This is a genomic window from Catenuloplanes nepalensis, from assembly GCF_030811575.1.
In the GTDB taxonomy this organism is placed as follows: Bacteria; Actinomycetota; Actinomycetes; order Mycobacteriales; family Micromonosporaceae; genus Catenuloplanes; species Catenuloplanes nepalensis.
Genome location: NZ_JAUSRA010000001.1, coordinates 1,626,001 through 1,650,152, shown reverse-complemented (window position 1 = coordinate 1,650,152; position 24,152 = coordinate 1,626,001). Strand labels below are relative to the sequence as shown.

Genomic DNA, 24,152 nt, shown 5'->3' with positions numbered 1-24,152 from the left:
CGCACATCGTATCCCCGTCGATGACGATGGTGGTCGAATGACCATCACCGCGAAATCCCCATGGTCAATACGCTGCACCTGAGCCGAAAGGGGCGTCATGTCGTACCCGCAGTACGGGCCGGAGGGCCACCAGTACCCGGCGCCGGCCGGTCCCGCACCCGCTCCCGCCTACCCCGCGCCTCCGCCGTCGCCCGCGGGGCTGCCGATCACCACGCTGGTGCTCGGAGTGGTGTGCCTGCTGCTGCTCGTGCTCGCCGGCCTCGGCCTCGGTCTCTACGTCAACGAGCGCCGCCAGCACAACGCGACCGAGGCGTCGCTGCGCGACCGCGACACGACGATCACCGAGACCGAGAGCCGCGCCGACGACCTCGAAGCCCGGCTGAACAACACCGAGGACCAGCTCTCCGACATGACCAAGGAGCGCGACGCGCTGCTGCCGTGCATGCGGCGCGCACAGGAGATCTTCGACGCGCTGCGCCGCGATGACGACGACGATCTCGGCACCGCGCTGGAGATGGGCATCACCTCATGCGCCGAGGCCGAGGAGGCCGTCGACAAGTGAGCGGCGCGGACATCGACCCGGGAGGTGTCACGATGACGACGGTTCCGGAGCACGGGGTGCCGGACAGTGACCGGACCGCCGGTGACGGCGTGGCTCTCGTCCGGCACGGCCGGCCGGACCGGCGCGTCGTCCTGCACCTCTCGGACGATCTGCGCCGCGGCCTCACCGCCGGTGCCGCGGACGTCCTCACCGCGCGGCTGGGCGACGCGGCCCCGGATCACTCCTGAGGGACCGGGGGCGCTCAGGCCCCGGATCGGGAGATCGACCGGATCGCGGCCCGGCCGGCCAGTCCGACCGCGAACATCGCTATGCCGGCCAGCACGGACTGCCAGGGCAGCGTGGCCACCAGCAGCAGGCAACCGGCCACTCCCAGCACGTTGAGCCAGCGGGGGAAGCGGCGCTGCGCCCCGGTCTGGGTGAACGCGGACGCGTTCGCGATCGCGTAGTAGATCAGCACGCCGAACGACGAGAAGCCGATCACGCCGCGCAGGTCCGCGACCGCGACCAGCAGACACACCACCACGGCGAGCGCGATCTCGGCGTGGTGCGGCACCTGGTGGCGCGGGTGGACCGCGGCCAGCCAGCCCGGCAGGTCACGGTTGCGGGCCATCGCCAGGCCGGTGCGGCCGATCCCGGCGATCAGGGCCAGTAGCGCGCCGAGCGCGGCCAGCGCCGCCCCGATCCGTACCACCGGGGCCAATGCTCCCGCACCCGCCGCCTGGACGGCCGTGGTCAGCGGCGCGGCCGCGGCCGCCAGCCGGCCGGGCCCGGCGGCCAGCAGCGCGGCCGTGCCCACGACCAGGTAGACCACGACCGCGATGGACAGCGAGATCAGGATCGCGCGCGGGATGGTCCGCTCCGGCTCGCGGACCTCCTCGCCCATGGTGGCGATCCGCGCGAACCCGGCGAACGCGAAGAACAGCAGACCGGAGGCCTGGAGCACGCCGTACACGCCGCCGGTCACGCCGCCCAGGTGCGGCGGATCGGCCTGCCCGCCGGCCGCGATCCCGGCCACCACCAGGGCCAGCGCGGCCAGGCTGACCGCGACCAGGACCCGGGTCAGCCGCGCGGTCCGGGTGATGCCGCGGTAGTTGAGCGCGGCCAGTCCGATCACCGCGGCGATCGCGACCGCGCGCCGCACCCAGCCGGGCCCGGGCACCGCGTAGGTGGCGAACGTCAGCGCCATCGCCGCGCAGGACGCGGTCTTGCCGACCACGAAGCCCCAGCCGGCGGTGAATCCCCACCAGTCACCGAGCCGTTCGCGGCCGTAGACGTAGGTGCCGCCGGACGTGGGGTAGGCGGCGGCGAGCTGCGCGGACGCGGTCGCGTTGCAGTAGGCGATGACCGCGGCGATCACCAGGCCGATCAGCAGGCCGGCCCCGGCCACCCGGGCGGCGGGCCCGAACACGGCGAACACGCCCGCCCCGATCATCGACCCGAGCCCGATCACCACGGCGTCGGCCGTCCCCAGCCGCCGCGCAAGAACTCCCGGTACCGTCACCAGCGCATTATGCGGTGTGCCGGGGTGTCCGGTGGGTGAACGTTCAGGCCGCGTCCGGCACCAGGATGACCTTGCCGGCGACCGTGCGGGACTCGGCGAGCGTCAGCGCGGCCGCGGCCTCCGACAGCGGGAACCGGGCCGCGATCTGCGGGGTGAGCACGCCGTCGGCCAGCAGGCGCAGCACCTGGGTGAGGTCCTCGCGCATCCGGGCGCGGAACGCGGAGATGTTCCAGTGCCCGCCCCACAGGTTGTAGAAGTACGCGCCGCGGCCGTTCGGGGCGTAGTTCCACAGCGCGAGCCGGCCGAACAGCCTCAGCACCGGCAGCTGTGAGTTGCCCTCCTCGTCCTTGGTGGCGGCGGTGCCGTAGGAGACCAGTGTCCCGCCGCGGCGCAGCAGCTGCCAGGAGTGCTCCAGGCCGGCGCCGCCGATGTGGTCGAAGACCGCGTCCACGCCGTCCGGGGCGGCCTCGCGGATCCGGTCGTACATCGCGGGGTCGCGGTAGTCGACCGGGGTGACGCCGAGCGCGCGGAGCATGTCGTGGTGGCGCGGCGACGCGGTGCCGATCACGGAGATGCCGGCGTGCCGGGCCAGCTGGACCAGCGTGGTGCCGACGCCACCGTTCGCGCCGAGGACCACGATCGTGCCGCCGCGCTCGACCTTGGCGATCCGGTGCAGCATCTGCCAGGCGGTGACGCCGTTGACGACCACGGTCTCGGCCGCGGCCGGGTCGACCCCGTCCGGGATGCCGACCAGGTCGCCGGCGTGCACCTCCAGGTGGCTGGCCCACGCGCCGGTCTTGGTGACCGCGGCGCAGCGCCGGCCCACCATCGCGGGGTCCACACCGGCGCCGACCGCGAGCACGGTGCCGACCACGTCGTATCCGGGGACGAACGGGAACGCGGGCTGGTCGTAGTACTTGCCGCGGCGCATCTGCTGCTCGGCGAAGCTGACGCCGGTCGCGTCCATCCGCAGCAGCGCGTGCCCGGGGGCGGGCTTCGGCATCGGCCGGGTGCGGACCTGAAGCCCGGCCGGCTCGACCGGGCCCGGCAGGACGATCTCGGTGACGGTGTGCGTAGTGCTCATGACTGCCTCCATGCCGATAAACTTACAGCCGTAAGCTAACAAGCGCAAGGTAACGACCGTAAGTTAGGCTGGGCGGCATGACCGACACCGAGGCCCCCGCCCGCTCCCGCAACCGCCGTGGCCAGGGCGGGCTGTTGCGCGACGAGATCATCAAGGCGGCCGTGGACCTGCTCGACGAGGCCGGCGACGAACGCGCGCTCACGCTCCGCTCGATCGCCCGGCGCGCCGGCATCGCGGCGCCGTCGATCTACCCGCACTTTCCCGACCAGCCGGCCATCATGCTGGCCGTGGTCCGCAGCGCGTTCGACGAGCTCATCGCGGCCCTGCGCGCGGCCTCCTCGACGGCCGGTGATCCACGGGGCCGGGTCCTGGCGATCTGCGCCGCCTACCTGGACTTCGCGCGCACCCACCCGCAGCGCTACCGCACGATGTTCGGCGGCCTCTGGGTTCCCACGCTCGGCGAGTCCTCGGTGACCGAGGAGGACATGGCCACGCTCGGCGCGGACAGCCTGCGCCTCATCTCCGGCGCGCTCGCCGACTGCGCCGCCGCGGGCGTCTCCACCGGCACCGACCCGGCCGCGGACGCGGTCGCGCTCTGGCTCGGCCTGCACGGCCTCGCCCACCAGCGCGCCGTCACCGCGGCCTTCCCCTGGCCGGCCGACATCGAGGACCGCCTCATCACGGCGCTCGCCCACCTGCGCGAAGACTGACCACCACCCGCAGCGCGGGAGCGGACCCATATTCCCGCTTCCGGCGTGGTCGCTGTGGGCATGCTCCCGCGGGCACCGTTCGGCCGCAGAGGCGGAGCGTTTACTCCGTTCAGGGGCGGGTGGCCGGGGCGGCAGCCGGGCTCTCCGCCGGTTGCGTCGTGGGTCGCCCCGGCACCGCCCCCACAGTGGCCGCCGTCCATGGTTCGATGCCACGGTGGACGGCCGCCCGGTCCGGCCGATCCGCTCAGGCCAGGCCGGTCGGTCGGTCGGACTGATTGGCTCGGTCCGGCGGGTCTGGCGGGTCCGCTCGGGCCGGCGGGTCGACTCGGGCCGGCGGGTCGACTCGGGCCGGCTGGTCGACTCGGGCCGGCTGGTCCGCTCGGGTTGCTCGGTGGGAGGGCGCTGAATGAGCAGTGATCCGACGATGGCTCGCATCGGTGAGGCCGTACAACTGCACCACGGAGAAGGGCGGCGCGAGGAGGCCCGCGCGCTTTTCGCGCGGATCTGGGAGGACATCGGCGGTGAGCGGGGCGATCCGCTGCACGTCTCCGTGCTCGCGCACTCGATGGCCGACGTGCAGGACGACGTACGCCAGGAACTGCTCTGGGACGAGCGCGCCCTGGCCGCGGTCGCGCTGCTCACCGACGACCGGCTGGCGGAGGCCGGCGTGCCGCTGACCGTCGCCGGCCTGTACCCGTCGCTGCACCTCAACCTCGCCGACTGCCACCGCCGGCTCGGCGACCCCGGCGCCGCCCGCGAGCACCTCGAGGCGGCCCGCTCCCGGCTCGGCGCGCTCGGCGACGACGACTACGGAAACCTGATCCGGAGCGGCCTGGACCGGCTGGCCGAACAGCTGGACCCTATGCAGAACAAGGACTAGCTATGTAGAGTTCTGCCATGGCCCTACGCATGACGACGCCACGGCTGCTCGCCGTGCAGGCGTTCCTCGAGGACCCGGCCCGCGAGTGGTACGGGCTTGAGCTCGCCCAGCGCGCCGGCCTCGAACCCGGCACCGTCTACCCGATCCTGATCGCGTTCGAGAACGCCGGCTGGCTGGCCAGCCGCGACGACGACATCGACCCGCACGCCGAGGGCCGCCCCCGCCGCCGCTACTACCGGCTGACAGCGGACGGCATCGAGGCCGCCCAGGAGTGGGCCCGGGCCGCGCAACGCCGCCACGGCGCCCGCCGGGTGCGGGAGGGTTTCGCGTGGTGAGCGACGCCCGCGTGGTCACGCCGGCCACCGACCGCCGTTGGCTCTGGGCACTGGGCCTGCTGCTGCCCGCCGGCTTCCGCGACCGGCAGCGCGGCGAGTGGGCCGCCGACCTGGCCACGCTCGCCGCCGACCCGGCCGCCCGCCGGCGCTACCTGCTCGCCACCGTGCGCACCCTGCCGGCGCTGCGCGCCGCCGCCCGCGGTCACGAGAGCGTGCTGCCGGCCGAGGCGGACCCCGCCGGCGCGATCACCGCGTCCCGGATCGTCATCACGCTGCTCGCCTGGTCCATCATCGGCTGGCTGACCACCGTGCTCACGCCCTACCTGTACTCGCGCGCCGGCCGGGACCTGCCGGCCTGGCTCGTCGAGACCACACCGTTCACCCCGGTCCTGCTGGTGCTCGGCGTCGGCGGCCTCGGTACCGTCGTCGGCTACGCGCTGACCTTCATCGCGAGCCTCACCACCCTGGTCCTCGCCGTCGCCGAACGCCGCCGCCCCGCCTATCACCGATTCGGCGGCATCATGACCGCGGTCGCCCTGTTCGTCGTGGCCAGCGCCCAGGCCGGCCTCGGCACCGAGCTGCGGTTCCACGCGGACGGCCTGGCGCTGCTGACCCTGGCCGGCCTGACGCTCACACCGCGCCGCACCGGCCTCAGCCGGCCGCGCCGAACCCTGCTCGCCGTCCTGTCCTGCCTGGCCGCGGCCGTCATCGCGGTCCTGCACACGCCCTTCGGCACCGCCCTTCAGGTCTGGTACCTCGGATAGGGCGTGTCTGGCCAATCTTCGCCGGCCTGCGGCGTGTGGCCAGGCGCCGCCCGGCCACACGCCGCACAAGCCCACGTACAACACCGGTATGCGGGCTTCCGCGCCGCACACCCAGCCGGCACCTGGACTTCGCCTCGGCTCGACGAGATCCACCAAACACGCCCTGGAGCCCCGTGCTCGAGACGTCCCCGGGTCGTTGCACCGGCCCGGGGACGCCCCGATCATGTGTGGGACCGGTCGTTCCGGCATCGACAGGGAGTTGAGCAGTCATCGCCACGTCACGCACGCTCTGGCCCGCCATCCACGCCGAACGCGCCGCGCTCGCCGGCCACCTGGCCGGCCTGACCGACGACGAGTGGGCCCGCCCGTCGCTGTGCGGCGAGTGGACCGTCGAGGAGGTCGTCGCGCACCTGACCGCGGGTGCCAGCATCGGCACCGTGCGCTGGCTGGTCAGCATGCTCGGTGCCCGGTTCGACCCCGGCACGCACAACCGCCGGCGGCTCGCCGAACACCGCGGCGCCACGCCCGCGGAGACCCTCGCCGGCTACCGCGCGATCGTCAGCAGCACCACCGCGCCGACCGGTGACGGCCCGGCCTGGCTCGGCGAGGTGATCGTGCACGGCCAGGACATCCTGCGCCCGCTCGGCCGTCCCTACGCCCCGCCGGTCGAGACCGTCACCGCGGTCGCCGAGTTCTTCGCTGCCCGCGACTTCGCCGTCAACAGCCGTACTCTCGTCAAGGGTCTGGAACTGCGTGCCGACGACGGCCCGTTCACCGCCGGCACCGGCCCGCTGGTCACCGGCGGCACGCTCGCGCTCACGATGGCGATGGCCGGCCGGGTCACCTTCTGCGACGACCTGACCGGCCCCGGCGTGGCCATGCTGCGCTCCCGGTGCACGTCATAGCGCCTCCGGCCGGATCCCGGCCACTTCCGGCCGCATGGCCCGGGTGACCGTGGGTACGCCAGGGTGGCCGAGATTCAGGAGGAAGCGACATGACCACGGTTCCGGATCCGCAGGAACAGCCCGGCTTCGAGCGCCCGATCGACCTCACCGACACACCCGAGCACGACCGCCCCGGCAGCGTGCCCACGCCGGAGCACCCGGACGAGAGCACGCCGGCCGCCGAGCCCGGTGGCCGCCCGGCCCCGGACGTCACGCCGATGAGCTGACGGCGGCACGATCGGGGCGGCGCCCCGTGACGGGCGCCACCCCGATCGCGGTCAGCAGCAGCCGTCAGTGCAGCCGGCGGTGCTGAGGCGCGGGCGTGGCGCGCAGCAGGCGTCACCGCGCCAGGCGTCGCGGCCCTCCTTGATCGCGACGGCGGCGATGATGAGCGCGGCGACCGGGTCGGCCCAGGTCCAGCCGAACAGGCTGTTCAGGCCGAGGCCGACGAGCAGGACCGCGGACAGGTACGTGCAGAGCAGCGTCTGCCGGGAGTCGGCGACGGCGCTGCGGGAGCCGAGTTCGCGCCCGGCGCGGCGCTGTGCCCAGGACAGGCCGGGCATGATCGCCAGTGAGGCCGTGGCCAGGACGAGACCGACGGTGGAGTGCGCGGCCTCGCCGCCGCCGAACAGCGCGCGCACGGACTCGACCGTGACGTAGGCGGCGAGGGCGAAGAACGACACCGCGATGATCCGCAGCGCGGTCCGCTCCCGGGCCTCGGGGTCACGGCCGCTGAACTGCCAGGCGACCGCGGCGGCCGAGGAGACCTCGATGACGGAGTCGAGCCCGAACCCGATCAACGCGGTCGACCCGGCGGCGGCCCCGGCGCCGATCGCGACGACGGCCTCGGCGATGTTGTAGCCGATCGTGGCCGTGACCAGCAGCCGGATCCGCCGGTTCAGGACCGCGCGCCGGGCCGGGCCGGCGGATGCGAGCAGGCTCATCAGCAGCAGTCCACGGTGCCGGCGGCGGGCCGTGCGTCCTGGTCGAGGGCGGCGAAGGGGATCGGGCAGTGCGGGTGATCGGCGCAGGCGATCAGGTCCTCGCAGCCGGCGGCCAGTGCCGCCCGCAACGTCGAGGCCATCACCGTGAGATCGGCGATCCGCGTCTCCACCTCGGCGAGCTTGACCCGGGCATGGCTCCGCAGGCCGGCCGCCGGGCCACGGTGCCGGTGGTTGCCCGCGGCCAGCAGGCCGGCTACCTCGTCGAGGGTGAAACCGAGCCGTTGGGCCGCCTTGATGACCTTCAGCGTGGTGACCGTCTCGCCCGGATACAGGCGATGCCCGCCGGGGCTGCGCTGCGGCTCCGGCAGGAGGCCGCGGCGCTCGTAGTAGCGCAGCGTCTGCGGATTCACGCCGGCGGCCCCGGCGAGCTGACCGCTGCGCAACGCGCTCATGACCGCATCCGATCGGTGGCCCGTCGCTCCAGCGCGTCCAGCACCGCCACGTGGGCGGCCGGCACCCGCACCGCCACCCGCAGCGAACCGGCACCGGGCCGGATGGTGAACGCGAAGAACGAGCAGCAGCCGGTCTCCCGACACGCCAGATCGCGGACCTTGGTTTCCGTCGCCGGGTCGAGGTCCCAGTGCAACGTCGTGGCCGAGGCCCGCGACTGGCCACGCAACGCGGCCGTGAACAGATCGTCGAACTCGGCCAGCCGCAACGGCCGGTCAGCGGTGGGCAACGTACACGCCTCCGGCACCCACGCCGGGTCTCCCATAGCGGTCATGACCCGACGGTAAACCCGTACCCGGGTATCGAATGCAACCCGCGCTTGACTCTCGACCCGGTCGAGGGCTCAGGCTCGCCCCGAGCACGCGCGCCGCCCGGCGACGCGGTGGCACGGAAGATGAAGGTCGAGTGGTGACCGACGTGGTGATGGACGAGATCCGGCGAGCGCAGGAGATGACGGTCGCGGGTGACCGGGTCCGTGGCGCATCGATGGCGTACCGTGTGGATCTCGTTGAGCGGGCACGGGGAGACGACGATGGCACGGCAGCACGAGGTGACCGTACGGATACCCGAGGCCGACTCGGTCGAGGCGGCGATCGAGTGGATACGGGAGCGTGACAGCCCGTACGGCGTGCTGGAGCTGGACGTCACCGACGACGGTCAGGTGACGGGGCGGCCCGGCCCGGCCGCCCACTTCCTCACGCCGGCCCGGGTGACCGGCCGGATCACCGACGACGGCGCCGGGCCGGTCCTGGTCGCCACGATCCACAAGGTCGCCAGCGGCATGATCTGGCCGTGGCTGATGGGCGTCCCGGCCGTGGTGCTGCTGGTCTGCTCGATCGGCATCATGGTCCTCGAGGGCGTGAGCATGGGCCCGCTGCTGATCGGCGCTCCCGGCGGCCTGCTCCTCGGCTTCATGGCCTGGTACCTGGTCCGGCAACAGGACGACCACTTCCGCCACGACGTCGGCACCATCACCGAGGCACTCACCGACTACATCATGGACAACGTCATCGACCCGGACGAGGACTGAGGGGTACGACCTCGTCCGGAGTCGGCCGGTCGTGGTGCCCTCCCCGCCGCGGGCACCACGTCCGGGACGTGGTCACTTGCTCTTCGGGAACTCGCGCTCGCCGGAGACCTGGGTGAACTCGCCGTTGCTGAGCGCGTACGAGCGCCACTGCCAGTTGATGAGGTCGGGGTTGCCGCCGCAGCAGACGTAGCCGTCGCCGACGCGGACCGCGACGGCGTTGCCGTCGGGACGGATGCCGTCCATGTTGACGATGCTGCCGTCGGGCTCGTCCATCAGCTTCGCCGTGACCACGGTGCCGACCGTCTCGATCGTGCCCGCCTCGTTCTGGTCGAACGCCACCACCTGGTACTCGCCGGCCTGGCCGATGTAGCAGACGAGCATCGCCACGGTCTCCTCGTCGCCGTCCGCGTCGATGTCGACGTAGGCGACGTCCTCGATGTCGACCGTCATCTGCCGCGTGTTGGGCGCTTGGCCGTCGGTGAACTGGTACTCCCCGGCCGGGCAGAACGTGGCCGCCTTGTTCGTCCAGCCCGGCAGCGTCAGCAGCGATCCCTTCAGCGTCGCCTCGTCGATCCGGCTGCCGGACGCGCCGCCGGGCGCCTCCGACGTGGACGCTGCCGGCGTCGAGGCGCCGGCGGACGTCGACGGGTCCGCGGCGGTCGTGCCACCGATCGCGCACGCGGACAGCGGCAGCGCCACCAGCAGCGCCGTCGTCACGCCGACCGCGGCCGCGCGCACCCGGCCGCGGTGCCGCAGCGTCGCCCGCGCCACGGAGATGCCGGATATGTCTGCGGATTGCCGATTAGTCATGGCCGGGATTCTCACAGAACGCCGTCCCGGCGATCGGTTCGCACGGCCGGTGCCGGCACGGTTTGGGGATACCACCCACCCAACCGGCAGGGAGGAGCGCCAGCGACGACCGGTGCCCGCGGGAGCACTGGGAACGGGACCACGCCGGAAGCGGGAAATGGTCATCGGTCTGCGGAGCGCCGTCACTTCTGGTAGACGTCCGGGATGCCGTCCGCGTCCACGTCGAGTGACTCCTCCGCCGCCAGGCGCCGGTAGTGACTGTTGCGCAGGCGCAGGACCACCGTGGCCAGCAGCGCCGAGATCAGCGAGCCGGTCAGGATGCCGAGCCGGGCGTGCTCGTCCTGCTCCGAGCCGCCGCCGAACGCCAGCTCGCCGATCAGCAGCGACACCGTGAAACCGATCCCGCCCAGCAGTGACAGGCCGAGCACGTCCCACCAGCTGACCTCGTCGCCGAGCGATGCCCGGGTGAACCGCTGCACCAGCCAGGTCGCGCCCAGCACGCCGAGGCACTTACCGGCGACGAGCCCCACCACGATGCCGATCGTGACCGGGTCGCGCAGTGCCGCGCCGATCCCACCGGCACCGGCGACCGACACTCCGGCGGCGAAGAACGCGAAGACCGGGACCGCGACGCCGGCCGACAGCGGGCGCCACCGGTGCTCGAAGTGTTCGGCCAGGCCCGGCCCGGGGCCCTCGGATCGGCGGACGACCGGGACCATGAAGCCGAGCAGCACACCCGCGACCGTGGCGTGGATGCCGGACGCGTGCACCAGCCCCCAGGTCAGCGCGGCCAGCGGCAGCAGCAGCCACCAGAACCGGACCCGCCGCTGCACCAGGAACGCGAACAGCGCGAGCGGCACCAGCGCGGCGAGCAGCGGCAGGAGCGCGAGCGAGCTGGTGTAGAAGACCGCGATGATGACGATCGCCAGCAGGTCGTCGACGACGGCCAACGTCAGCAGGAACGTGCGCAGCGCGGACGGCAGGTGGGTGGAGATCACGCCGAGCACCGCGAGCGCGAACGCGATGTCGGTCGCGGTCGGCACCGCCCAGCCGGAGAGCGCGCCGCCGGCCGAGGTCGCGTTGATCGTCGTGTAGATCAGCGCGGGTACGGCCATGCCGCCGACCGCGGCCGCGACCGGCATCACCGCGCGGCGAGGATCCCGCAGGTCCCCGGCGACGAACTCGCGCTTCAGCTCCAGGCCCGCGACGAAGAAGAAGATCGCCAGCAGTCCGTCCGCGGCCCACTCGGCCAGGGTCAGGTCCAGGAGCAGCGCGGCCGGCCCGACCGTCAGCCCGCCGAGGTCGCGGTAGGACGCCGACCACGGCGAGTTCGCCCAGATCAGGGCCGCGACGGCGGCGGCCAGCAGGAGCATGCCGCCGACGGTCTCGGCGCGGAGGATGTCGGCGATCCGGCTGACCTCGGTCCAGCTGCCGCGGCCGAACAGGTGGCGGGTGGGGCGGGGCGGGACACCGGACACGGGGCTCCTCAGGGCAGGGTGCGGCTGGGACTCGCCGACCAGCCTTCCCGGCACACCTGACGACGAACCTACCCTGCCCGCCCGTCCGGCACCGCGTCGCAGGTCACCGCGGCGGGCTGTGATCATCCGGACCGCCCGGCCGGCAGCCTCACCGGCGGCGCCGTTCCGCGATCTTCCAGGCGGCCTGCTGCCCCAGCAGGGTGAGCACGCCCGCGACCACGATCGCCACCAGGTTGATCACCAGCTGGAGCGCGGAGCCCCACGCCTCGTTCCCGACGCCGTAGGCGATCGCGACGGCCGCGTTCGCCGCGGCCGGGACCGTGGTCACCGAGATCAGCACACCGACCAGCGTGCCCGCCTTCGCGGAGGTCAGCGACAGGATCCCGGCGACGCCGGCGAGGAACCCGACCACCCAGGACAGCGCGTCCGGCCGCCAGATGAAGTCGGTCAGCGGCCGTTCCGCCAGCAGCATGCCCGCGTCGACCAGGCCGGCCGCGGTCAGCAGCCAGGTCGCCAGCACGGTCACCGCCATCCCGACCGGGAATCCGACCGCGAGCGCGAGCACCGACCGGCGCAGCAGGTCGCCGCGCCGCTGGACCAGCCCGACGCAGAGCGCGGCCAGCGGCCCGAACTCCGGGCCGACGACCATCGATCCGACGATCAGGATCGGCTGGTCCAGCAGCACGCCGATGCCCGCGATCACGCAGGCCACCGACATGAACGCGAGGAACGACACCGACAGCGCGGTCTCCTCGCCGGTCTTGTGCTCGATCTCGTGCCACACCACGGCGTCGACACCCAGTCCGGGGGTACGGTCGGCCGCGCGCTCCGCCGCCCCCGAGATCGCCATGTCGACGTGCTCCACCGAGATCGCGCCGCGCTCTTCGATGCCGAGCCCGCGCAACGCGTCCAGCACGCCGCTCGCGCCCTCGCGCACCACGTCGAACTCGACCAGGTCACCGCGCGGCGACCGGGCCGCGCCCGCGATCACGGTCAGGTGCGTGACCGCCCGGTCGGCGGTCAGCATCTGCTCGACCTTCACGGTCATCGACTCCGGCGAGATAACCCGAACATGCAGCACGATCGCACAGTGTAGGGAGCCTCAGACGCGGGTGAAGTCCAGGAGGCCGAGGTTGAAGTCTCCAGATCTGGTTTCGCATGGGCCCAGATGTTCGTCGACGCCTGGATCACCAGAGGACCGCTGCCCGGTGACCCTGACGCCGGAAGCTAGTGGCACCGGCGAGCGGCTCTGAACCCACGGTTCACTGAAAATAATGTGCGGCGGCGTTCACTGCGGTCACTCCGCACACATCTGCCAAGGGAATCATATGGGCGCCTCGGATATACCCGTCATCCTCATCCACGGCCTGTGGGTCCACGCGTCGTCCTGGGATCCGTGGATCGAACGGTTCCGTGCGGCCGGGTTCGCGCCGGCCGCGCCGGGCTGGCCCGGCGACGGCGACACCGCTGCCGGGACCCGCACCGACCCGGGCCGGCTGGCCGGCGTCGGGCTCGACGAGCTGGTCGCCCACTACGGCCGGATCGTCGACGCGCTGGACACGCCGCCGATCGTGATCGGGCACTCGGTCGGCGGGCTCGTCGCGCAGCGGCTCAACGCCACCTACACGCTACGGGCCGCGGTCGCGATCAGCCCGGCGCCGGTCAAGGGGGTCCGGCCGGTGCCGCTCGCGCAGCTGCGCTCGTCGTTCCCGGCGCTGAGGTGGCCCGGCAACATCGGCCGCACCGTGCCGCTGACCGCGGCGCAGTTCCGCTACGCGTTCGGCAACACGCTCACCGGCACCGAGTCCGACGACCTGCACGCGCGGTACGCGATCCCCGGACCGGCCCGGCCGCTGTTCGAGATCGCCACCGCGAACCTGCGCCGCCGCTCGCCCGCCGCGGTGGACACCGGCGCGGCCGGACGCGCGCCGCTGCTGATGATCGCGGCGGAGCAGGACCACACGGTCCCGGCCGTCGTCGTCCGCGCGGCGCACCGGCTCCACCGCGACGCCGACCTGGTGTCGCTGCCGGACCGCGGCCATTCGCTGGTCTTCGACCACGGCTGGGCCGGCGTCGCCGAGCGGGTCGAGACCTGGCTGGAGGAGCGGGTGACCGGTCCGCTGGCGGCAGCGGGCGGCGACGCGGCGGGCGACCGCGCGTGACTCGATCGCGATCCGGCGGAGCATGCCGCCGAGCGTGACGGCGTAGTCGATGAAGAGCGGGCCGGGCCGGGCAGGCGCGCCCGCGTGCACGTGGGGGACGCCGGCCTCGTCGAACAGGGACGGGTCGCACAGCCCGGCGCCAGCGGGTGCGATCAAGGGCGGGGAGGTGTAGACCCGTCGATATGATGTCGGTGCTGCCAGTGCTGTTGGTGACCACGGTCGGCCTCGTGCCGGTGGGGACGGCTCCGGCGCCCGGCGCGCCCGGCGTCGACGCGCAGTATCTTCCGGCGGACAAGTCGGGGCTGCTGACCTCGCGCACCCGGGAGAGCCGCGTCTGGGCGACCGTGCAGCGCGAGGGCGGGCTCGGCGAGATCTTCTATCCGACGATCGGCGGGCCGAGCGCGCGGTCGCTGACCTTCGCGGTGACCGCGCGCGGTGGCCTGGCCGAACCGAGAAGCGTGCGCACGGAGCAGCTCGGCGGGCTGCGCTTCCGGCAGATCCTCGACGGCGACGGATGGCGGCTGACCGCGAACTACACCACCGACCCGGCCCGCTCGTCGGTGCTGGTCGACCTGGACCTCGCGGCGCCGCGCGGCCACCAGCTGTTCGCGATCTACGATCCGGCGCTCGGCAACTCCCGGGGCGGGGACGCGGGCCGGACGGCCGGCGACGCGCTGACCGCCACGGACGGTGGCACCTCGAGCGCGCTGGTGGGCGACTTCAGTGCCACGTCCAGCGGCTTCGCCGGGGTCAGCGACGGGCCCACCGACCTGCGCGACGGCCGGATGGACTGGCGCTACACGTCCGCGGCGGCCGGCTACCTGGTGCAGACCGCGGCGCTGGAACACCGGCACAGCACGCTCGCGCTCGGCTTCGGCGGCACGGAGGCGGCGGCGCTGGACACCGCACGGCGTTCGCTGCGCGCGGGGTTCGGGCCGGTCGCGCGCGCGTACGCGTACGGCTGGCACGGTTATCTGAAGGGTTTGAACGACCCGCCACGAGTGGCCCAGCGGCAGCTCTGGCAGACGTCCGCGATGATCCTCGCGGCGCTGGAGGACAAGACCCATCCGGGTGCCTACGTGGCCGCGCCCGCCTCACCGTGGGCGTTCGGCGCGGATGATCCCTCCGGCCCGTACCACCTGGTCTGGTCCCGTGATCTGTATCAGATCGCCACCGGCCTGATCGCGGCCGGTGACCGCGCCGGGGCGCACCGCGCGCTCGACTTCCTCTTCCGCGTGCAGCAGAAGCCGGACGGCTCGTTCCCGCAGAACTCGCAGGTCGACGGCACACCGGTCTGGGGCGGTCTGCAACTGGACGAGGTGGCGCTGCCGATCGTGCTCGCCTACCAGCTCGGCCGCGCGGACACCTGGCCGTCGGTCAAGCGCGCGGCCGACTTCCTCGTCGGCTACCCGGGAGCGCCGTTCACGCCGCAGGAACGCTGGGAGAACCAGTCCGGCTACTCCCCCAACACCATCGCGACCGCGATCGCCGGGCTGGTCTGCGCGGCCTCGATCGCGCGCGCCCACGGCGATCCCGGCTCGGCCGAGCGCTACCTGAGCACCGCGGACTCGTGGCGCGACCGGGTCAAGGCGTGGACCGTGACCACGACCGGCCCCTACTCGGACCGGCCCTACTTCCTGCGCCTGACCAAGGACGGCAACCCGGACGCGGGTACGGCCTACGACATCGGCGACGGCGGACCGGTCGATGTGGACCAGCGCACCGTGGTCGACCCGAGCTTCCTCGAACTGGTCCGGCTCGGCGTCCTGGCACCGTCCGATCAGGACATTCGCAATTCGCTCGCGGTCGTCGACGCGCAGCTCGGCGTCGCCACCCCGCGCGGGTCCTTCTGGCACCGGGCCTCGTTCGACGGGTTCGGCGAGCAGCTCGACGGCAGCCAGTGGGAGTACGACGAGCCGCCCGGCTCGCGCGTCTCCCGGGGCCGCGCGTGGCCGCTGCTCAGCGGCGAACGCGGCGAGTACGAGATCGCGGCCGGCGACTCGCGCGCGGCCCGCACCCGGCTGGACGCGATGGCCCGCGCGACCGGCCCCGGCGGCATGCTGCCCGAGCAGGTCTGGGACCGCACTCCCCCGGCCGGGCGCCCCGGCTTCGCACCCGGGACGCCCACGTTCTCCGCGACGCCGCTGGCCTGGACGCACGCGGAGTACCTGCGCCTGGCACGCAACCTGGCGGCGGGCCGCCTCCTCGAGACCCCGGCTGCGGTCACCGGCCGCTACGGGACCTGATCAGCTCGCCCAGGACTCCGCGCGGAAGACCCAGTGCCGATTCCTCTTCCGCTCGCACGCGCACGGTAGGTCAGTGCCAGATCGGCCGGCACTGTCGTCCAATCCCGCGGCCGCTCCGCATTCCTACCGTCGTTCGTGCCGCGGAAGAACACCGCGGCGGAACGAGAGGGCGACCATGGTCACGATCGGCACGGATATCGACGTCTTCCCACTGGCGCTGGGCGGGAACACGTTCGGCTGGACCAGCGACGAGAACGAGTCACGGCAGGTGCTGGACGCCTTCCTCGCGGAGGGCGGGAACCTGATCGACACCTCGGACAACTACACGTCGTGGGTGGAGGGGAACTCCGGCGGCGAGTCGGAGACCGTCATCGGCGGGTGGCTGGCCGCGCGCGGCAACCGCGACCGGGTCGTGATCGCCACGAAGGTGAGCGGCCACCCGCGGTTCCCGGGGCTGTCCGCGGCCAACATCGCGGCGGCGGTCGACGCGTCGCTCGGGCGGCTGCGCACCGACTACATCGACCTGTACTTCGCGCACTTCGACGACCCGGACACGCCGCTGGCGGAGACCGCGGCCGCGTTCGACGCGCTGGTCCGGGCCGGGAAGGCCCGGGCGATCGGGGTGTCGAACTACAGCGGCGCGCGGATCCGGGAGTGGGCCGAGATCGCCCGGCGGGACGGGCTGACGGCGCCGGTGGTGGTGGAGCCGCACTACAACCTGGTCAAGCGCGCGGACTACGAGCGGGACGTCGCACCGGTCGCGGCGGCGCACCGGCTCGCGGTGCTGCCCTACTTCGCGCTGGCCAGCGGCTTCCTGACCGGCAAGTACCGGTCGGAGGCGGACCTGACCGGGGCGCGGCAGCCGTACGCCGGCGCCTACTTCAGCCCGGCCGGCCTGGCCGTGGTGGCGGTGGCCGAGGAGATCGCGGCCGGGCACGGCGTGCCGCCGGCGACGGTCGCGCTGGCCTGGCTACGCGGCCGGCCGGGCGTGGCGGCGCCGGTGGCCAGCGCCCGAACCCTGGCGCAACTGCCCGCGCTGATGCTGCCGCTGGAGCTGACCGCAGGCGAGCGGGCCGCGCTGGACGAGGTGTCAGCCGCGCTCTGAGAGCGCACGGACGTACTGGGTCGGCGTCTGCCCGTAGCGACCGCGGCAGGCGCGGATCAGGTGGCTGCTGTCGGTGAAGCCCCAGCGGGCCGCGGCCTCGCCGACGGTCAGCCCGGCACCGGCCAGGTCGGCCAGGGCCCGGTCGAGGCGGCGCTGCCGGACGTGGCCCATCAGCGTCTCGCCCCGGTCCGCGAACGCGCGGTGCAGCGTCCGCACGGACACGTGCAGCCGGTCAGCGACCGTCCGGGGCGACAGCTCCGGCCCGGCGAGCAGCTCCTCCGTCACCCGCCGGGCCGCGACCACGAGCGCGGGCGCGAGGAGCGGCTCGCCGCCGTCGACCGTGTCGGTGAGGATGCCGCGGACCAGCTCGACCGTGGCGTCCCGGGCGGCCGCGACGGAGGCGGGCGGCAGGTCGCCGGCCAGCCCGGCGACGGTGCGCAGGTGGGCGGTGAGCATGCGCAACGGCGGGGAGCCGGCCGAGCCGCACACGCCCCCGTCGCGGAGCAGCCCGTGCAGGCTGCCGGCCGGCAATATCAGCACGGTCGTGTCGGTGCGCGGCCCGGCGCCGAACTCCAGCGCCCGGTCGTCGTAGCGGGCGACGAACCGGCCGGAGGTGGCGGTCACGGCGTCGCCGCGGCGACCCGGCCGGTTGATCGACCAGCGGCCCTGGCGCACCACGTGCAGCACCACGCGTTCGTCGAGACGCTGGTAGCAGCCGGCCGTGCCGCCGTCCGCGGCCGGGCCGCTGCGAATCCGGTGGATCGCCGCGTCGTCGAGCGCGGTCGCCCGCAGCCGGACCGAGGCGTCGAGCGCGGCCCGGCTCACCATCGGCGATTCGGCCCGCCCGTCGGTTACCGTCACGAGTGGCCAGTCTACGGCGCCGGCCGCCTTTCCTGAATGCCGTATGAGCGGCGCGGAACGGGACGGTGTGATCTACCTATCCATTTCCGTACGCTGAACCGGCAACCCGTTGCCGCGGTTGCGGACTCTCCCTGATCGGAGGCACAGCCCGCACCGTCGGAACACCCATCCCGGCGCGGTATCAATGAGGCGTTCGTGATCTCCTGATCGCCGCACGACAACCGAGAAAAGGTAACCGCGCGCATTTCCAATAGCACGGTGCGTGCCCATCACCATCGACGAGGGGTTCTTCGCGTAATGCAGGAATCGGCGACACCGCTGGTCCCGGGGACCGAGAAGGCCGAACCGGCCGACCGTTCAACAATGGCCATCGGCCGCAAGGTTGTGACTCTGGTGCTGCTCGGTGCGGTCGTCGGCGGCGTCATCGCCGGCGCCACGCTGCCGGTGAGTGCCGGCGTCGGCATGGCCGCGAAGCTGGCCGGCGACTCGTTCGAGGACCTCCCGAGTGACTTGAAGACGCCGCCGACCCCGCAGGCGTCGTACATCTACGCCAGTGACGGCAAGACCCAGATCACCCAGTTCTGGGAGGAGAACCGCACCGACGTCGGGATCGACGACATCGCGAAGGTGATGCAGGACGCGATCGTCGCGGCCGAGGACACCCGGTTCTACGAGCACGGTGGCGTCGACATCAAGGGCCTGATGCGCGCGTTCGTGTCGAACACGCAGGGCGGCGAGGTCTCCGGCGCGTCCACGCTGACCATGCAGTACGTCCGCAACGTGCTGAAGACCGACCAGTCCGCCTCGGACGAGGAGCGCGAGGCCGCGACCGAGCTGAGCACCGGCCGGAAGCTACAGGAGATCCGGTTCGCGGTCACCATCGAGGACGAGCTGGACAAGCCGGAGATCCTCCGCCGCTATCTCAACATCGCGTACTTCGGCAACAAGGCGTACGGCGTCTCCGCCGCGGCACGCGCCTACTTCTCCACCACGCCGGACAAGCTGACGCTCGGCCAGGCCGCCATGATCGCCGGTCTGGTGAAGTCGCCCGACGCGTACGACCCGGTGAACAACCCCGAGGAGCAGGCGGTCGGCCGCCGCGACTACGTGCTGAACGCGATGGTCGGCACCGGCGCGCTCACCAGGGAGGAGGCGGACAAGGCGATCGCCGAGCCGCTGAACCTGAAGCCGACCACCGCCACCAGCAACTGCACCGCGGTCCCGAACACGCACAACAGCTGGGGCTTCTTCTGCGACTACTTCCTGTCCTGGTGGAAGCAGCAGGAGGAGTTCGGCCCGACGCCGGAGGACCGCGAGGAGCTGCTGAAGAAGGGCGGCCTGCGGATCGTCACGTCGATGGACCCGAAGCTGCAGGACCAGGCCGCGGCCGAGGCGGTGCGCATCTACCCGGTGAACAGCCCGCGCGCGGCACCGCTGGCGGCGGTCGAGCCGGGCACCGGCAAGGTGAAGGCGCTGGCGATCAACCGGAAGTTCAGCATCGAGCCGAACGCGAACGGCGGCAACTACCCGAACACGGTGAACCAGTTCATCGCGGGCAGTGAGGACTCGGCCGGTTACCAGTTCGGCTCGACGTTCAAGATGTTCGTGATGCTGGCGGCGCTGGAGAACGGCTTCCCGCTGGACACCGGGTTCAGCACCCGGTCACCGTTCAAGTCCATCTACCCGGACGGCAGCGCGACCGCGTGCGGCGGCTTCTGGTGCCCGAGCAACGCGGACAAGTCCTACCAGGACGGTTACCAGAACATGTGGACCGGCCTCGGTAAGTCGTCGAACACGTACTTCATCAAGCTCCAGCAGGAGGTCGGCGTCGGCAAGGCCGTGGAGATGGCCAAGCGGCTCGGCATCCAGTTCCGCAACAAGAACGACGCGAAGCTGGCCGACGAGCCGAGCGGCTGGGGCTCGTTCACTCTCGGCGTCTCCGCCGCCACGCCCTTGGACATGGCCAACGCGTACGCCACCCTCGCCGCGGACGGCAAGTACTGCAAGGCGACCCCGGTCGTGTCCATCACCGACTCGACCGGCCAGGTGAGCGACGCCGCGGCCAAGGTCGCGCAGCCGGAGTGCACGCAGGCGATCGACAAGGACGTGGCGCGCGCCGCGCTCGACGCGGGCCGCTGCGTGGTCGGTCAGGCGCCGGCTTACGGCAGCTGCCCGGGCGGTACGTCCACGCAGGTGAGCGACATGGTCGGCCGCCCGGTCTCCGGCAAGTCCGGCAGCTCGGACTCCTACTCCACCGAGTCGTTCATCGGCGTGACTCCGCAGCTGGCCATCGCCGGCATCGCGGCGAACCCGGACAACCCGGCCGACCTGGTGGGTGCGGCGATCCAGAAGGAGGTGATCCGCTCGGTCGCCACGCTGCTGCGCGACGGCCTGGCGGGTCAGCCGGTGAAGGACTTCCCGAATCCGAGCGAGGCGATCGCGTTCAAGTCCGGGTCGGCCTCCAGCCCGCAGGTCGCACCGCCCGCCCCGCAGACGTCCGGCGATCCCTCGACCCGGGACGAGGACGAGGACGACGACTGACGCACCACCTTCCATGATCGAGGCGTCCCCGTCCGGGGGGCGCCTCGATCTGTTGCCGCGCTGCTGGAGCGCTTCAGGAACAGGAGCTGAGCGCCTTCTCCAGCAACTCCAGCCCCAGCACCGCGTCCTCGTCGGAAACATTGCACGGGGGTACGAGGTGCAGCCGGTTCGCCGTGGTGAACGGCAACAGGCCCGCACGCTGGCACGCGGCCACCACCGCGAGGGTGTCCGCGACCGGCAACGGTTCCCGGGTGTCGCGGTCCGCGACCAGCTCCACCGCCCAGAAGACGCCCACGCCGCGCACGTCACCGATCCGCGGGTGCCGCGCGGCCAGCTCACGCAGGCCCGGGCCGAGCAGGTCACGGCCGAGCCGGTCGGCGTTGGCCACCGTACCCTCGTCGGTCATGGCATTGATCGTTGCGACCGCCGCCGCGGTGGCGAGCGGGTGCCCGGAGTAGGTCAGGCCGCCCGGATAGGCCGTGTGGGCGAACGTGTCCGCGATCGCGTCGCTGATCACCACGCCACCGAGCGGCACGTAGCCGGAGTTGACGCCCTTGGCGAACGTGATGAGGTCCGGCCGGACGTCGTAGCGGTCCAGCGCGAACCAGGCACCGGCCCGCCCGAACCCGGCCATCACCTCGTCCAGGATCAGCATGATGCCGAACCGGTCGCACAGCGCGCGCACGCCGGGCAGGTAACCGGGCGGCGGCGGCATGATCCCGGCCGTGCCCGGGATGGTCTCCAGGATGATCGCGGCGATCGTGGCCGGGCCCTCCGCCTCGATCACGCGCCGCAGGTGGGTCAGCGCCCGCTCGCACTCCTGTTCCTCGGTCTCCGCGTGGAACTCGGACCGGTAAAGGAACGGCCCGAAGAAGTGGACGACCCCGGCCGTGCCGGTGTCACTGGGCCAGCGGCGCGGATCACCGGTCACGTTGACCGCGGTCTGCGTGCCACCGTGGTACGAGCGGTAGGCCGACAGCACCTTCGGCCGGCCGGTGTGCAGCCGCGCCATCCGGATCGCGTGCTCGTTCGCGTCCGCGCCACCGTTGGTGAAGAACACCTTCTCCAGCCCGTCCGGGGCCAGGCCGGCGATCAGCCGGGCGGCCTCGGAACGGGCCTCGGTGGCGTGCTGCGGCGCGATCGTGCACAGCCGCTCGGCCTGATCCTTGATCGCCTGCACGACGCGCGGATGGCCGTGGCCCAGGTTCGTGAAGACCAGCTGCGAGGAGAAGTCCAGGTACTCCCGGCCGGCGTCGTCCCGGACCCGGGAACCGTGTGCCTCCGTGATCACCATCGGGTCGATCTCGGCCTGCGCCGACCAGGAGTGGAACACGTGCGCGCGGTCGAGTTCATGGGTGCGTGAAGTCATCGGGCTCCAACCTACTCGACGCGGCGTCCGCGCCTGAGTGGCAGCTCAGGTGGGGTCCCCGTGGGGACCCCACCCGCGCTCAGGAGACGACCATGCGCCGGTAGAGGTCGGCGTAGCCGGCCGCCATCACGGCCGGGGTGAAGCGGCGGGCCGCCTCGGCCCGGCACTCCGCCTCGACCAGCCCGCCGACCGCGTGCATCAGCTCGCCCAGCTCGTCGGAGTCCGTGGTGAGCAGGCCCGTCCGGCCGTGCTCGATCAGCTCGGGCAGGCAGCCGCGGGCGATGCCGACCACCGGCGTGCCGAGCGCGAGCGACTCGACCACCGCGGTGCCGCCCGGCTCGTTCCAGCGCAGCGGGAACAGCGCGGCCCGGGCGCCGGCGACCAGGTCGTCGCGCTCCTGCCCGGCGACCGTGCCGACCCAGCGGACCCGGACGCCGTCGACGTGCGGGGCGACCCGCTCGTGCCAGAAGCGCACGTCCGGGTTCTGCAGGTCGGCGGCGGCCAGCGCCTCCGGCGAGTGGTACGGCCCGACCGGCCCGGCCAGCACCAGGTCGAAGCCGTGCCGGTGGGCGAGTTCGGCCGCGAGGTCCTGGCCCTTGCCCGCGTTGATCCGGCCGAGCACCACCGCGTACCCGTGCTTCTCGGCCTTCGCCCGCCTGTCCGCGTCGATCGCGAGCGGCGTGGCCAGGTGCACGTGCCCGATCGCGTGTGCGCGCAACGCCTCCGGCGCGTGCGTGAGCTGGTCGGCGGAGACGCCGTTGACCCGCACCCGGGCACCGCCGTCGAACGTACCGTAGAGATCGGGGTGTTTGCGCAGGTCCCAGTGCAGCGTGTGCAGGCCGGGCGGGCCACCGGTGCCGAGCGCCGCGAGCATGGTCAGCCCGGCCGCCTCGACGTGGTCGTGGACCAGGTCGATGTCGCCGGCCGCGATCCGGCGCAGCACCGCGGCCTGGTGCGCCGGCACGACGCCGCAGGCCTGGTTGTACGGCCGCTGCAACATCTCGAACTGGCCGGTGCCGAACGCGTGCACCCGCTCGTCGGCCGGCAGCGTGCTCTCGCCGACCGTGGCCAGCACCACCTCGATGCCGAGCGCGCGCAGTTCCGGGACCAGCGTGGCCACGATGTTCTCGATGCCGCCGTAACCGTTCGGCGGGACCGGCAGCCAGGGCCCCGCGTTCATCAGGACCTTCATGAGGCGACCAGCCCCGGTACGCGCCGCAGGGAGGCCAGCGGCGGGCGCTCGGTCACCCCGATCTCGTGCGTGACGATCTCCCGGTCCAGGCGCGGCAGCCCGCCGGAGTGACCGCGGCGGAACTGGGTCATCAGCGTGGACGGCGGCAGTTCCTCGGTCACCAGGCCGGCCCGGTGCAGGCGGCTCCACGCGGTCACCATGATCTGCGCGGACATCCGGCCGAGCGCCTCGGTGGTCTGGTGCCGGTGGTGCCGGACGCCCAGGTCGACCTGGGCCAGCGCGTCCAGCCCGGCCTCCTGCAGCAGGTCGATCAGCATCGCGATCTCCACGCCGTACCCGGAGACGAACGGGATGCGCGCAAGCACCGCCCGGCGGCCCGCGTACTCCCCGGCCAGCGGCTGGACGACGCCGGCCAGCTCCGGCCAGAACAGGTTGATCAGCGGGCGGGCGGCCAGCTCGGTGACCCGGCCGCCGCCGTCCGGCTCCACGCCGGTGGCCCGGTGCAGCGGCCGGTGGTAGAAGCCCTTCACGAACTCGACCGAGCCGTCGGTCAGCAGCGGGCCGATCAGTCCGGTCACGAAGTGCGCGGAGAAGTCCTCCAGGTCGCCGTCGACGAACGCGACCACGTCACCGGTGCTGGCGGCCAGGCCCGCCCAGAGCGCGTCGCCCTTGCCCTCCATCCGGGGCAGGCCGCGCGTGACGTCGTCCTGGCTGACCACGCGCGCGCCGGCCGCCGACGCGATCAGCGCGGTGTCGTCGGTGGAGCGGGAGTCGACGACCACGATCTCGTCGACCAGCGGTATCTCGTCGATCAGGCGCTCACGGATGGTGGTCACGATCGCGCCGATGGTGGCCTGCTCGTTGCGAGCGGGGATGACCACGCTGACGCGGGTGTTCCCCTTCGCCGCCACCAGCTCGGCGTCCGCCCACTCGGTGTAGGAGAAGGTGCGCGACGAGGCCCAGGCCTCGAGGACGGGAGAGACATCGTGCGACATGCGTACCCCCGGGAAATTGATCTTCTCGTTTGCGGTGTCTCACTTCCCGCGCCACGCAATTTCCAAGCGCACATGTGACGTGAACATTTGTCATCCAGCAAGAGTTTGGCGAGGGCCTCCACCGAGAAG

The 24,152-nt window shown here is 72.7% G+C and carries 25 protein-coding genes; 13 read left to right on the top strand and 12 right to left on the bottom strand.

Annotated elements, in window-relative coordinates; translation table 11 throughout:
- Positions 1–97 precede the first annotated feature (97 nt).
- Together J2S43_RS06845 and J2S43_RS06840 are read left to right on the top strand one after the other, a co-directional pair.
- Complete coding sequence (locus J2S43_RS06845; protein WP_306827755.1) at positions 98–562, top strand: hypothetical protein; 465 nt, start codon at positions 98–100, stop codon at positions 560–562.
- Positions 563–594: 32 nt separating this feature from the next.
- Entirely contained in the window at positions 595–789 is a 195-nt protein-coding gene (locus tag J2S43_RS06840) for a hypothetical protein (protein WP_306827754.1), read from the top strand.
- A 14-nt stretch (positions 790–803) separates the two neighbouring features.
- On the opposite strand, the gene J2S43_RS06835 is transcribed toward J2S43_RS06840, so the two are convergent.
- Together J2S43_RS06835 and J2S43_RS06830 are read right to left on the bottom strand one after the other, a co-directional pair.
- Complete coding sequence (locus tag J2S43_RS06835) at positions 804–2,063, bottom strand: APC family permease (RefSeq protein WP_306827753.1); 1,260 nt, start codon at positions 2,061–2,063, stop codon at positions 804–806.
- A 43-nt stretch (positions 2,064–2,106) separates the two neighbouring features.
- Positions 2,107–3,147, bottom strand: coding sequence for a medium chain dehydrogenase/reductase family protein (locus J2S43_RS06830; RefSeq protein WP_306827752.1), 1,041 nt, complete (start codon positions 3,145–3,147; stop codon positions 2,107–2,109).
- A gap of 77 nt (positions 3,148–3,224) precedes the next feature.
- On the opposite strand from J2S43_RS06830, the gene J2S43_RS06825 reads away from it, so the two are divergent.
- The 6 genes from J2S43_RS06825 (at position 3,225) to J2S43_RS06800 (ending at position 7,007) form a co-directional block, all read left to right on the top strand.
- Positions 3,225–3,857 carry a TetR/AcrR family transcriptional regulator gene (locus tag J2S43_RS06825; RefSeq protein WP_306827751.1) on the top strand — a complete coding sequence of 211 codons (633 nt, stop codon included), beginning with the start codon at positions 3,225–3,227 and terminating at the stop codon, positions 3,855–3,857.
- 406 nt (positions 3,858–4,263) lie between these two features.
- Positions 4,264–4,737: a hypothetical protein gene (locus tag J2S43_RS06820; protein WP_306827750.1), complete on the top strand. Its 474-nt coding sequence runs from the start codon at positions 4,264–4,266 to the stop codon at positions 4,735–4,737.
- Positions 4,738–4,754: 17 nt separating this feature from the next.
- The gene (locus tag J2S43_RS06815; protein ID WP_306827749.1) at positions 4,755–5,072 is read left to right on the top strand and encodes a PadR family transcriptional regulator; all 318 of its coding nucleotides are present in this window, start codon (positions 4,755–4,757) and stop codon (positions 5,070–5,072) included.
- The gene (locus tag J2S43_RS06810; RefSeq protein WP_306827748.1) at positions 5,069–5,836 is read left to right on the top strand and encodes a hypothetical protein; all 768 of its coding nucleotides are present in this window, start codon (positions 5,069–5,071) and stop codon (positions 5,834–5,836) included. Before J2S43_RS06815 ends, J2S43_RS06810 begins: the two co-directional genes overlap by 4 nt.
- 269 nt (positions 5,837–6,105) lie before the next feature.
- Positions 6,106–6,741 carry a maleylpyruvate isomerase family mycothiol-dependent enzyme gene (locus J2S43_RS06805; protein ID WP_306839219.1) on the top strand — a complete coding sequence of 212 codons (636 nt, stop codon included), beginning with the start codon at positions 6,106–6,108 and terminating at the stop codon, positions 6,739–6,741.
- Between the two features lie 89 nt (positions 6,742–6,830).
- On the top strand, positions 6,831–7,007 hold the full coding sequence (locus tag J2S43_RS06800) for a hypothetical protein (protein WP_306827746.1): 177 nt from the start codon (positions 6,831–6,833) through the stop codon (positions 7,005–7,007).
- A 51-nt stretch (positions 7,008–7,058) separates the two neighbouring features.
- On the opposite strand, the gene J2S43_RS06795 is transcribed toward J2S43_RS06800, so the two are convergent.
- From J2S43_RS06795 to J2S43_RS06785, 3 genes are read right to left on the bottom strand one after another with little or no spacing between them, the layout of a single operon-like run.
- On the bottom strand, positions 7,059–7,724 hold the full coding sequence (locus J2S43_RS06795) for a cation efflux transmembrane domain-containing protein (protein ID WP_306827745.1): 666 nt from the start codon (positions 7,722–7,724) through the stop codon (positions 7,059–7,061).
- Positions 7,724–8,176 (bottom strand): MerR family transcriptional regulator, encoded by a 453-nt coding sequence (locus tag J2S43_RS06790; RefSeq protein WP_306827744.1) that lies wholly within the window; start codon positions 8,174–8,176, stop codon positions 7,724–7,726. The genes J2S43_RS06795 and J2S43_RS06790 overlap by 1 nt, the downstream gene beginning before the upstream one ends.
- Positions 8,173–8,508 carry a hypothetical protein gene (locus tag J2S43_RS06785; protein WP_306827743.1) on the bottom strand — a complete coding sequence of 112 codons (336 nt, stop codon included), beginning with the start codon at positions 8,506–8,508 and terminating at the stop codon, positions 8,173–8,175. The genes J2S43_RS06790 and J2S43_RS06785 overlap by 4 nt, the downstream gene beginning before the upstream one ends.
- A 258-nt stretch (positions 8,509–8,766) precedes the next feature.
- Here J2S43_RS06785 and J2S43_RS06780 point away from each other — a divergent pair, with 258 nt between their 5' ends.
- Complete coding sequence (locus tag J2S43_RS06780; protein WP_306827742.1) at positions 8,767–9,264, top strand: hypothetical protein; 498 nt, start codon at positions 8,767–8,769, stop codon at positions 9,262–9,264.
- A 72-nt stretch (positions 9,265–9,336) separates the two neighbouring features.
- On the opposite strand, the gene J2S43_RS06775 is transcribed toward J2S43_RS06780, so the two are convergent.
- The 3 genes from J2S43_RS06775 to J2S43_RS06765 form a co-directional block, all read right to left on the bottom strand.
- Positions 9,337–10,074 (bottom strand): hypothetical protein, encoded by a 738-nt coding sequence (locus J2S43_RS06775; RefSeq protein ID WP_306827741.1) that lies wholly within the window; start codon positions 10,072–10,074, stop codon positions 9,337–9,339.
- Positions 10,075–10,256: 182 nt separating this feature from the next.
- Positions 10,257–11,552 (bottom strand): Na+/H+ antiporter NhaA, encoded by a 1,296-nt coding sequence (gene nhaA, locus J2S43_RS06770; RefSeq protein ID WP_306827739.1) that lies wholly within the window; start codon positions 11,550–11,552, stop codon positions 10,257–10,259.
- Positions 11,553–11,700: 148 nt separating this feature from the next.
- Positions 11,701–12,633, bottom strand: a complete 933-nt coding sequence (locus tag J2S43_RS06765) for a DUF389 domain-containing protein (protein ID WP_306827738.1) — start codon at positions 12,631–12,633, stop codon at positions 11,701–11,703.
- A 247-nt stretch (positions 12,634–12,880) separates the two neighbouring features.
- Here J2S43_RS06765 and J2S43_RS06760 point away from each other — a divergent pair, with 247 nt between their 5' ends.
- From J2S43_RS06760 to J2S43_RS06750, 3 genes are all read left to right on the top strand, one after another.
- Entirely contained in the window at positions 12,881–13,714 is an 834-nt protein-coding gene (locus J2S43_RS06760; RefSeq protein ID WP_306827737.1) for an alpha/beta fold hydrolase, read from the top strand.
- Between the two features lie 191 nt (positions 13,715–13,905).
- Entirely contained in the window at positions 13,906–15,960 is a 2,055-nt protein-coding gene (locus tag J2S43_RS06755; RefSeq protein ID WP_306827736.1) for a glycoside hydrolase family 15 protein, read from the top strand.
- Positions 15,961–16,135: 175 nt separating this feature from the next.
- Positions 16,136–17,065: an aldo/keto reductase gene (locus J2S43_RS06750; protein ID WP_306827735.1), complete on the top strand. Its 930-nt coding sequence runs from the start codon at positions 16,136–16,138 to the stop codon at positions 17,063–17,065.
- Here J2S43_RS06750 and J2S43_RS06745 read toward each other — a convergent pair.
- Complete coding sequence (locus J2S43_RS06745; RefSeq protein WP_306827734.1) at positions 17,051–17,926, bottom strand: helix-turn-helix transcriptional regulator; 876 nt, start codon at positions 17,924–17,926, stop codon at positions 17,051–17,053. The genes J2S43_RS06750 and J2S43_RS06745 overlap by 15 nt on opposite strands.
- Positions 17,927–18,289: 363 nt before the next feature.
- Between J2S43_RS06745 and J2S43_RS06740 the strand changes: the two genes are divergently transcribed.
- Positions 18,290–20,467 (top strand): transglycosylase domain-containing protein, encoded by a 2,178-nt coding sequence (locus J2S43_RS06740; protein WP_306827733.1) that lies wholly within the window; start codon positions 18,290–18,292, stop codon positions 20,465–20,467.
- A gap of 73 nt (positions 20,468–20,540) precedes the next feature.
- Here J2S43_RS06740 and J2S43_RS06735 read toward each other — a convergent pair whose 3' ends face one another.
- The 3 genes from J2S43_RS06735 to J2S43_RS06725 form a co-directional block, all read right to left on the bottom strand.
- The gene (locus J2S43_RS06735) at positions 20,541–21,836 is read right to left on the bottom strand and encodes an aspartate aminotransferase family protein (RefSeq protein WP_306827732.1); all 1,296 of its coding nucleotides are present in this window, start codon (positions 21,834–21,836) and stop codon (positions 20,541–20,543) included.
- 79 nt (positions 21,837–21,915) lie between these two features.
- A complete protein-coding gene (locus J2S43_RS06730) occupies positions 21,916–23,028 on the bottom strand; it encodes a glycosyltransferase (RefSeq protein ID WP_306827731.1) in 1,113 nt (370 codons plus the stop codon).
- On the bottom strand, positions 23,025–24,023 hold the full coding sequence (locus tag J2S43_RS06725; RefSeq protein WP_306827730.1) for a glucosyl-3-phosphoglycerate synthase: 999 nt from the start codon (positions 24,021–24,023) through the stop codon (positions 23,025–23,027). Before J2S43_RS06725 ends, J2S43_RS06730 begins: the two co-directional genes overlap by 4 nt.
- Positions 24,024–24,152: the final 129 nt, after the last annotated feature.